Origin of the sequence: Shigella sp. FC1567, assembly GCF_001743015.1 — a bacterium.
GTDB classification, from domain to species: Bacteria; Pseudomonadota; Gammaproteobacteria; order Enterobacterales; family Enterobacteriaceae; genus Escherichia; species Escherichia coli.
The window spans coordinates 1-7,463 of record NZ_MIIV01000103.1 but is presented as its reverse complement, the minus strand read 5'-3'; the positions used below and the strand labels follow the sequence as shown (position 1 = coordinate 7,463).

Here is a 7,463-nt window from a genome sequence, read left to right as displayed (position 1 = left end):
AAACTGGCACGTCATCAACGTAAACAGGCGATGTATACCCGAATGGCAGCCTTCCCGGCGGTGAAAACGTTCGAAGAGTATGACTTCACATTCGCCACCGGAGCACCGCAGAAGCAACTCCAGTCGTTACGCTCACTCAGCTTCATAGAACGTAATGAAAATATCGTATTACTGGGGCCATCAGGTGTGGGGAAAACCCATCTGGCAATCGCGATGGGCTATGAAGCAGTCCGTGCAGGTATCCAAGTTCGCTTCACAACAGCAGCAGATCTGTTACTTCAGTTATCTACGGCACAACGTCAGGGCCGTTATAAAACGACGCTTCAGCGTGGAGTAATGGCCCCCCGCCTGCTCATCATTGATGAAATAGGCTATCTGCCGTTCAGTCAGAAAGAAGCAAAACTGTTCTTCCAGGTCATCGCTAAACGTTATGAAAAGAGCGCAATGATCCTGACATCCAATCTACCGTTCGGGCAGTGGGATCAAACGTTCGCCGGTGATGCAGCACTGACCTCAGCGATGCTGGGCCGTATCTTACACCACTCACATGTCGTTCAAATCAAAGGAGAAAGCTATCGACTCAGACAGAAACGAAAGGCCGGGGTTATAGCAGAAGCTAATCCTGAGTAAAACGGTGGATCAATATTGGGCCGTTGGTGGAGATATAAGTGGATCACTTTTCATCCGTCGTTGACACAACACTGGCTCTGGTATGCGTACAACACTAAAACTGGCGGTGTGTTGGCTTACACTTTCGGGCCACGGAATGATGAGACCTGTCGGGAACTGTTAGCCCTGTTGACTCCGTTCTGTATCGGCATGGTGACCAGCGATGACTGGGGCAGCTACGCCAGAGAAGTGCCGAAGGAGAAACACCTGACCGGCAAAATCTTCACGCAACGTATTGAACGTAACAACCGGACCCTCCGCACCCGCATCAAGCGGCTGGCACGTAAAACAATCTGCTTCTCGCGTTCCGTGGAAATCCACGAAAAAGTCATCGGCTCCTTCATTGAAAAGCACATGTTCTACTGATTGGAAGCACTACCCCCGCCTGTTGCGACAGTCACGTCATCGCCGTCCGTTACCGGAACATGTTTCCCGCGAAATACACCATCTGGAGCCTGAAGAAAGCTGTTGTCCGGAGTGTGGTGGTGAACTGGATTATTCGGGGGAAATCAGCGTCTTTCTCCCGGAAAGGCATACTATCTTACAGTAATATTCATTCCGATGATTAATAAATCAGCAATGCGCGCATTTTTAATATAAGCATGTACAATATGCACTTGCATGCATTACCCTGCTAATGCAGTTTTTTTTGTAATAAGTTAAAATCCTACATAGCACGGAGGGGGAATGACTAGTTTTGAGCAGTTAAGTAAGGTTGCGCAGCGTGCAGATAAAATGTTGCTCGCCCTAACAAAACAGATTCAGGAGCAAAAGCAGGAGTTTCAGGCTGATGTTTTTTATCAAGTCTATTCAAAGTCTGCTGTAGCTAAGCTTCCAAAATTAACGCGCGCAAGCGTGGATGGTGCAGTCGGTGAGATGGAGGCTCAGGGCTATCAGTTTGAAAAACGCCCAGCAGGAACCGCGACAAAATATGCATTAACCATCCAGAACATTATCGATATCTATGCACATCGTGGCATTCCTAAATATCGCGATCGTTATAGTGAGGCATATTCCATATTCATCGGTAGTCTAAAAGGCGGTGTGTCTAAAACCGTGAGTAGTGTTTCCGTAGCTCACGCCCTGCGTGCTCATCCTCACCTGCTGTCAGAAGATTTACGTATTCTGCTCCTTGATTTAGATCCCCAGTCATCAGCCACTATGTTTCTGAACTACTTGCATGCGGTGGGGCTGGTTGATACAACCGCACCGCAGGCTATGTTGCAGAACGTGAGTCGTGAGGAATTACTGGAAGATTTTATCGTTCCGTCAGTTATCCCTGGCGTTTATGTTATGCCGGCTTCTATTGACGACGCCTTTATTGCATCAAACTGGGATACTCTGTGCGAGGAGCATCTATTAGGACAAAACAAACACGCGATATTGCGTGAGAATATTATTGATAAGCTGAAGCATGATTTCGACTTCATCCTTATTGATACAGGCCCGCATCTGGACGCATTTTTGAAAAATGCCATTGCTGCCGCAGATATCATGTTTACACCGGTGCCGCCAGCACAAGTTGATTTCCATTCCACGCTTAAATATTTGGCTCGTTTACCTGAACTTGTACAGATTATTGAACAGGATGGATGTTCATGCCGTTTGCAGGCAAATATTGGCTTCATGTCGAAACTGGCGAATAAGTCAGATCATAAATACTGCCATAGCCTGACAAAAGAGATTTTCGGTGGTGACATGCTTGATGTTTCAATGCCACGTCTTGATGGTTTTGAGAGAAGCGGCGAGTCGTTTGATACCGTGATATCTGCGAATCCTGTTACTTATGTTGGCAGTGGTGAAGCTTTGAAAAATGCACGTATGGCAGCAGAAGATTTCGCTAAAGCAGTTTTTGATCGTATTGAATTTATAAGGGCCAACTACTGATGGAAAACAGAAAGCACCGACCGACTATTGGCCGTACGCTGAATACAAATATCCTGAATAATACTGAAGAAATATCGGCTCCAGTTCATGTATTTACCCTCAATACTGGCCGAAAGGCAAAATTTACTGAGATCAAGGTTGATCATGACAAAGTGGACACTCAAACTTTTGTGGTTGAAGAGGTGAATGGCCGCGAACAGACAGCCCTGACGCCGGACTCACTAAAAGACATCACCAGAACTATACGTTTACAACAATTCTATCCATGTATTGGGATTCGGACTGGCGATCTTATTGAGATTTTGGATGGTTCCCGTCGTCGGGCAGCAGCTTTGCTATGCAAGGTTGGATTACGTGTACTTGTAACGGATGATGAGCTTACTGTTTCTGAAGCTCAGCATCTGGCGAAAGATTTGCAGACGTCACTTGAACATAATATTCGTGAAATTGGGTTGCGTTTAGTACGTCTCAAAGAGGCCGGTATGAACCAGAAGCAAATTGCGGAAAGAGAGGGATTGTCGGCAGCTAAGGTGACTCGTGCCCTCCAAGCAGCGTCCGTACCTAAAGATTTTGTGTCTCTTTTTCCTGTTCAGTCTGAGCTGACATACGCCGATTACAGGCAACTGGCTGAATTAAGTGAACGACTGAGGCTGGGTGATATATCTATTGATGAAGTTGTGAAGAATATCTCGCCGAGTATTGAGCTTATTACTGCTGATGACAATCTTTCTGAAGACGAGGTTAAAAACAGTATTATGCGGCTTATAACCAAGGAAATGTCTTCATTGCTTGATTCAGGAGTAAAGGATAAAGCGGTTGTAACTTTGTTATGGAAATTTGATAGTAAAGATAAATTTGCTCGAAAACGAGTAAAGGGACGTACGTTCTCATATGAATTCGGCAGATTACCGTTGGAAGTTCAGGATAAGTTAGATCGTATGATTGCTCTTGTACTAAAAGATAATCTGAATTCGCTGTGAAAATTCAAGTTTTTCGCCAGCAACTCACCAGTTTTTAATTGGCTGTTTTAAAAGAAATTTTGCTTTTATTAGCGTTTTTTTTGAACAGTATTTCACGGTGAAATCGCCTGTTTCACCGTATCTTCTTTGCTTGAAAAAGATAGTTTCTCTTAGCCGTTTAACAGTAACCGATGAGATAGTCTTCCCCCTCTTTCACGGCAGCCTTCAATTGCGCCATGATGGATAAACTTTAACCACAAAAGTAAGCGGGATACCATGTCTGAACAGAAAATCACCGGCATTGATCTGGCTAAAACGAACTTTTATCTTTTCAGTATCAATGCTCATGGCAAACCCGCAGGAAAGACCAAACTTTCTCGCAATCAACTGCTTAACTGGCTGGTGCAACAGCCTAAAATGACTGTTGCGATGGAGGCTGGCGGGGCATCTCATTACTGGGCCCGGGAAATCAGGAAACTCGACCATGATGTAATATTGCTTCCGGCACAACATGTTAAAGCTTATCAGCGGTGCCAGAAAAATGATTATAACGACGCACAGGCAATAGCTGAGGCCTGCCAACATGGAACTATACGACCCGTACCAATAAAAACTCTGGAGCAACAGGACGTCCAAACTTTTTTGAATATGCGTCGGTTGGTTTCAATGGAAAGGACACAACTGATAAATCACATTCGTGGACTTCTTGCTGAATACGGCATTGTGTTCAGTAAAGGCGCAGCAGAATTACGCCAAAAGTAAGCGGCTCGTCAGAACCGTATTGATATTTACTGAGAGCTCAGATCAACTTTCTAGGGCAACAGATCACGTACCCGGTTTGCCGGCCAGTCCTGGATATGCTCAATGACGTAACGCAGCCATTTTCTGGTTCCACATTGTTCAGACGGCATGTGCCGATCAGCGAGTACAACACCGCCGCATGTTCGTCATCGCTGTCGGAACCCGCGAGTCGAGTCAGCCGGAGAGAATTTCACTCCCCGGCTGCTCACGGAACCGTACGTGACACTCTCGCGTCATACGGCTCTTGATCACTCATTTGATGCACGTAGTAAATACCAGTGAACAAATAGCTTCGGATACTCCTTCCTTACCAGCGTCAGCTTTCGCTGAGCCTTCCGGTTCGAAAGTCTGTATTTAGACTGCATCCACTTGAGCAGACGTGACTGCATTGCACTCCACAGTCGATAGTTGAAATTTCTGGACCAGAACTTTCCGTAGTACTCGATCCAGCCTCTCACTATCGTATTGTAGCGCCTCGCAAAATCCAGCAAACTCTCAGCTGTTGAGCGATGTATACGCCACTTCTTGATTGTTTCTGTTATTTTGCGCATTGCTGCATTTGACGCACCCGGCATGCATTTTCGGTACCGTTCGCCTTTGAAATTCTTCAGCGTACGCACTTTGAAGTCATATCCGAGAAAGGTGAAACTCGTTGCGACGTTTCTCCTTTTAAACGTGTCAATGTAGGCGATATTCGTTTTCCCTGCATTCAGGACCAGCCCGACTTCCGAGAAGCGCTCCGATAACCTGTTCTTTAGCCTTGTTGCATCACTCATTCGTGAACAATGTACTACAATATCGTCAGCGTACCTCTCAAACGGTACCCCCCGATATTCTCTTTCCATCCACAAATCAAATGCATAGTGAAGGAACAAGTTAGCAAGTAGCGGACTAATGACCCCGCCCTGCGGAGTGCCTCGTGTTCGGGTTATTAATTCTCCATTTTCACAACTCTGCATTGGCGCTTCCATCCAGCGTCGACAGTACAGGATGACCCATTTAGGCATCCCGTGGTGTTCCAGAGCTTTGAGCACCAGATCATGTTTCACATGGTCGAAAAACGCACTGATGTCCACTTCCAGTATCCAGCTATAACGCCAGCACCGGATGGCACATTGTTTCAGAGCGTCATGAGCTGATTTGCCTGGTCGGTAACCATATGAATCAGCATGGAAAATCGGGTCAAGCTTTTCTTCCATGAAAAGTTTTATCGCTCCCTGAGCAATTCGATCGGATACTGTTGGGATCCCCAGAATGCGTTCCTTGCCATTCGACTTCGGGATCCGTTTTTCCAGCACTGGTGGCGGAAACCATGTTCCCGAACATAGCCGGTTCCAGATCTTGTATAGATTGCCATCACGTTGCTGGTCGAACATTTTCAAAGTCTGCCCGTCGCATCCGGGGGGCTCCCTTGTTGCGACGCACATCCAGATATGATGCCCAGACCAGTGCATTACTCCCTATTGAGGGAGTTTAAGAAACAATGTTTGCACCTGAGTTTTTGATGGCTTAAAACCATGATGAATATAAAACTGTTTTGCGTTTTCCGTAAGCGCATGAACCATAATTGCACGCACACCGATATTTTCGGCAACCCTGTAACAACGACGAACTGCATCATGAAGTAAATCCGCGCCAAGCCCTTTTCCTCGAAATGACACATCTACAGCCAGGCGTGCAAGTATAATTACAGGAATGGGGTCTGGCATATTGCGCCGAAGGTTACCTGTAGCTTCTGTATGATTGACACTACCAGTGGCCAGTGAGTAAAAACCGACTATTTGTTGCGTACCTTTTCTGCATACAACAAAAGTCCGGGTGGCTCCGATTGCCTGATTTTTTAGCCCCTTCTGCTTTAACCAGTCATCAAGTACAGCTTCACCGCTGACAAATTCAGCGACCTGATGAAATGAGGATAAAGGTTCTGGTGCAGTTACACATCCCATTGAGGTTTCCTTGCCAGCAATTTTTCGATGGCAGGATCATCTGCAACCGGAGCATCAAGCATTTCAATGAACTCTTCATATTGCCTGTCATTAAAATTAAACACCCGCCGGTCGAGAATAACATCTTCAGCAGCTTTACAGGCCATTTCCAGAATGAAATCTGTACGCGACTTATGAAGAATTTCTGCAGCAGCATCAATGAGTATCCGCTGTGATTCTCTTGCTCTGAGATTGAGCTGAACACCTGATTTCATAAAGCCTCCGTATATCATTTGCTTTACAACAATAGCATATTGACAATATATAGCAAATGATGTACACAAAGTAACAGATTACAGATGCCGCGTCAGCGGCATTTACCTCTGTGGACGTAACCGCACTCAAAGGGGATATCGGGTGGCGCAGGGGCACCGCCCCCCTACGCTCCCACGGAACCGTACGTGACACTCTCGCGTCATACGGCTCTTGTCGTTGAACCATTCAAGTATCGTAAGCTAAGCACCAGTGTGCAAACAGCGTCGGGCAGTCGTGACGAATTCGCAGTAACCACTCGAATGCACGCACCAGACTACCTCGCGCTCGCTTGTGTTTGCGGGCAATCCACTTGGCCAAGTGCAGGTCAACCTGCGCCATTACCGGGTATAGCTTCGATTGGTAACCTCAAACGCCTCGACTGACCCCCTTCGCTCCATGCCCATTACAGGCACTTCCTCACTACTACGAAGCCATCTGCCCCTGTGTCTCGCATCGGTACTCAGGCGCTTGCAGTGCCTCTGCTCCGCGCCGCTCCCTTAGCATCGAGACGACAGGTTCCCACGTTCCGTACGAGAGCCTGTGTTGCGTTCATGCTGCCTATATGCCGGATGCCGCCCTGAAGTGGCACACTGAATTTGGCCACCTGAACAGAGGTGATATGCTCACCTCAGAACAACACAGGTGCTCCAATGAAAAAAAGAAATTTTAGCGCAGAGTTTAAACGCGAATCCGCTCAACTGGTTGTTGACCAGAAATACACGGTGGCAGATGCCGCCAAAGCTATGGATGTTGGCCTTTCCACAATGACAAGATGGGGCAAACAACTGCGTGATGAGCGTCAGGGCAAAACACCAAAAGCCTCTCCGATAACACCAGAACAAATCGAAATACGTAAGCTGAGGAAAAAGCTACAACGCATTGAAATGGAGAATGAAATATTAAAAAA

7 protein-coding genes and 5 pseudogenes are annotated in these 7,463 nt (G+C 46.6%); 8 read left to right on the top strand and 4 right to left on the bottom strand.

Going from position 1 to position 7,463, the window contains the following annotated elements:
- The 6 genes and pseudogenes from istB to BHE85_RS07820 form a co-directional block, all read left to right on the top strand.
- On the top strand, positions 1-630 hold a 630-nt coding region (istB, locus tag BHE85_RS07845), incomplete at its 5' end, for an IS21-like element IS100kyp family helper ATPase IstB (RefSeq protein ID WP_094190960.1).
- Between the two features lie 63 nt (positions 631-693).
- Positions 694-1,035 (top strand): annotated as a pseudogene (locus tag BHE85_RS07840) (IS1 family transposase); the annotation flags it as partial.
- A 13-nt stretch (positions 1,036-1,048) separates the two neighbouring features.
- Positions 1,049-1,183: pseudogene (locus BHE85_RS27335) on the top strand (hypothetical protein); the annotation flags it as partial.
- 173 nt (positions 1,184-1,356) lie between these two features.
- Positions 1,357-2,556, top strand: a complete 1,200-nt coding sequence (locus tag BHE85_RS07830; RefSeq protein ID WP_000200287.1) for an AAA family ATPase — start codon at positions 1,357-1,359, stop codon at positions 2,554-2,556.
- Positions 2,556-3,536: a ParB family protein gene (locus BHE85_RS07825; protein WP_000431558.1), complete on the top strand. Its 981-nt coding sequence runs from the start codon at positions 2,556-2,558 to the stop codon at positions 3,534-3,536. The genes BHE85_RS07830 and BHE85_RS07825 overlap by 1 nt, the downstream gene beginning before the upstream one ends.
- Positions 3,537-3,791: 255 nt before the next feature.
- Entirely contained in the window at positions 3,792-4,277 is a 486-nt protein-coding gene (locus tag BHE85_RS07820) for an IS110 family RNA-guided transposase (protein ID WP_000003223.1), read from the top strand.
- A gap of 50 nt (positions 4,278-4,327) precedes the next feature.
- Here the strand turns inward: BHE85_RS07820 and BHE85_RS26715 are convergent.
- Positions 4,328-4,482: pseudogene (locus BHE85_RS26715) on the bottom strand (transposase domain-containing protein); the annotation flags it as partial.
- A gap of 82 nt (positions 4,483-4,564) precedes the next feature.
- Positions 4,565-5,662, bottom strand: a pseudogene (ltrA, locus tag BHE85_RS07810) (group II intron reverse transcriptase/maturase); the annotation flags it as partial.
- Between ltrA and BHE85_RS27330 the strand changes: the two are divergent.
- A pseudogene (locus tag BHE85_RS27330) lies at positions 5,614-5,769 on the top strand (hypothetical protein); the annotation flags it as partial. The pseudogenes ltrA and BHE85_RS27330 overlap by 49 nt on opposite strands.
- Positions 5,770-5,776: 7 nt before the next feature.
- On the opposite strand, the gene BHE85_RS07805 reads toward BHE85_RS27330, so the two are convergent.
- Together BHE85_RS07805 and BHE85_RS07800 are read right to left on the bottom strand one after the other, a co-directional pair.
- Positions 5,777-6,262 carry a GNAT family N-acetyltransferase gene (locus tag BHE85_RS07805; protein WP_000501969.1) on the bottom strand — a complete coding sequence of 162 codons (486 nt, stop codon included), beginning with the start codon at positions 6,260-6,262 and terminating at the stop codon, positions 5,777-5,779.
- On the bottom strand, positions 6,250-6,534 hold the full coding sequence (locus BHE85_RS07800) for a type II toxin-antitoxin system TacA family antitoxin (protein ID WP_011114751.1): 285 nt from the start codon (positions 6,532-6,534) through the stop codon (positions 6,250-6,252). The genes BHE85_RS07805 and BHE85_RS07800 overlap by 13 nt, the downstream gene beginning before the upstream one ends.
- Before the next feature lie 672 nt (positions 6,535-7,206).
- On the opposite strand from BHE85_RS07800, the gene BHE85_RS07785 reads away from it, so the two are divergent.
- On the top strand, positions 7,207-7,463 hold a 257-nt coding region (locus tag BHE85_RS07785; protein ID WP_069673479.1), incomplete at its 3' end, for an IS3 family transposase.

Bases quoted from the DNA above. Each gene is read 5' to 3' on its own strand.
- BHE85_RS07830 (WP_000200287.1), top strand. From the start codon at position 1,357: ATGACTAGTTTTGAGCAGTTAAGTAAGGTTGCGCAGCGTGCAGATAAA.
- BHE85_RS07825 (WP_000431558.1), top strand. From the start codon at position 2,556: ATGGAAAACAGAAAGCACCGACCGACTATTGGCCGTACGCTGAATACA.
- BHE85_RS07820 (WP_000003223.1), top strand. From the start codon at position 3,792: ATGTCTGAACAGAAAATCACCGGCATTGATCTGGCTAAAACGAACTTT.
- BHE85_RS07805 (WP_000501969.1), bottom strand. From the start codon at position 6,262: ATGGGATGTGTAACTGCACCAGAACCTTTATCCTCATTTCATCAGGTC.
- BHE85_RS07800 (WP_011114751.1), bottom strand. From the start codon at position 6,534: ATGATATACGGAGGCTTTATGAAATCAGGTGTTCAGCTCAATCTCAGA.